A 1,736-nucleotide genomic window follows, 5' to 3' on the forward strand; every position below is an offset into this window, starting at 1 on the left:
GCGGCGATGGAGGGCTACATCCAGACCCTGCGCACCGGCATCGCGGCCGGAAACGTGCCGGCCATCCGCCAGATTCGCGAAGTGGTCACCCAGGCGGCCAAACAGGTGGCGGACACCGGCTTCTTCTACCGGCTGGCCGAAGGAGCGAAGGCGGGAGACGCCGATCTGCCCGAGTCCTTGCGCAACGACCTGGCGGCTGCGGCGCGTGACTCGGCCGGTGCTTATGCGGCCCTCTCCGACTTCCTCGAGAACGAACTTGCCGCCCACGCCCCCGAGCGTGATGCCGTGGGCCGGGAGATCTACGCTCTCGCCTCCCGCGACTTCCTCGGAGCCGTCGTCGACCTTGACGAGACCTACGAGTGGGGCATCGAGGAGCTGGCGCGGATGACCGCGGAGCAGGAGGCGATCGCCCGCGAGATCAAGCCGGGGGCGACAGTGGCCGAGGCGATCGAGTTTCTCGACCAGGATTCGAGCCGCAAACTGCACGGCACCGACGCGCTGCAGAAGTGGATGCAGGAGACCAGTGACCGCGCGGTTGAGGAGCTCTCGAGGGTGCATTTCGACATCCCCGCCGAGGTTCGACGGCTCGAATGCATGATCGCGCCGACCCAGGAGGGTGGCATCTACTACACGCCCCCCACCGATGACTTCTCCCGTGCCGGACGGATGTGGTGGAGCGTGCCGGAGGGGGTCACCGAATTCGACACCTGGCGCGAGCTCACCACGGTCTATCACGAGGGAGTGCCCGGGCATCACCTCCAGATCGGGCAGGCCGTCTACAACAAGGCGATGCTCAACACCTGGCGGCGCAACGCCGGCACATCCGGTCACGCCGAGGGCTGGGCACTCTACGCCGAGCGGCTCATGGAGCAGCTCGGCTACCTCGACGACCCGGGCGACAGGCTCGGGATGCTCGACGGCCAGCGGATGCGCGCCGCCCGCGTGGTCCTCGACATCGGTGTGCACCTCGAGAAGCCGCTGCCCGACGGTTCGGGTCCGTGGACGGGCGAATACGCCTTCGGATTCCTCGGGCGCAATGTCAACATGAGTCCGGAATTCGTGCGCTTCGAGGTGAACCGCTACCTCGGCTGGCCCGGCCAGGCGCCGTCCTACAAGATCGGCCAGCGCATCTGGGAGCAGCTTCGCGACGAGTACGCGCGCCGCGAGGGTTCGTCCTTCGACATCAAGGCCTTCCACAAGAAGGCCCTCGACATCGGGGGAGTCGGGCTGGACACCCTGAAGGCGGCTCTGCTCGCCTGAATGCCCTCTCCCTATGAGGAGGTCTTCGGCGACACCCTCGACTCGCTCCACCCGCGTCTTCGCCCGTACTTCGGCGAGATCCCGCGCGGGAGCATCGGTGTGGGGGCCGGCGTCTTCGACGTCGTCGGCACCCCACGCCGCTGGCTCTGGCCGGCCCTGCGACTGCTCGCCGCCAACAGCATCATGTTCCCGGCCTGGCAGCGGCAGGTGCCGTTTACCGTGGTCAACCGTCCGTTCGTGGATGCCCGGGGCAATCTCGCCGTCGGAGCGGTGCGAACATTCCGCTTCGATTCCGGTGATCGAAGCATGGTCGATGCGATCACCGCTGAACGCGGTGGGCTCGTCGACCATCTCGGCCGGTCACGTCGGCTGGTTTCGCGGCTCTCGGGCACCGTTATCGACGGGCGACTCACCCTTGTGTCGACCCTTCTCTCGCTGCGGATAGGGCGGGTGCGGCTGATGGTGCCGCGGGCGAT

2 protein-coding genes are annotated in these 1,736 nt (G+C 67.5%); both read left to right on the forward strand.

Translation table 11 applies throughout. The features are described from left to right. The coding region (locus ACHZD8_RS14200; protein WP_394771082.1) for a DUF885 domain-containing protein at positions 1-1,260 on the forward strand (1,260 nt) is incomplete at its 5' end. Further along, positions 1,261-1,736: DUF4166 domain-containing protein (locus tag ACHZD8_RS14205; protein WP_394771083.1), on the forward strand; the 476-nt coding region annotated here is incomplete at its 3' end.

The organism is Lacisediminihabitans sp., from assembly GCF_043726815.1.
GTDB lineage: Bacteria > Actinomycetota > Actinomycetes > Actinomycetales > Microbacteriaceae > Lacisediminihabitans.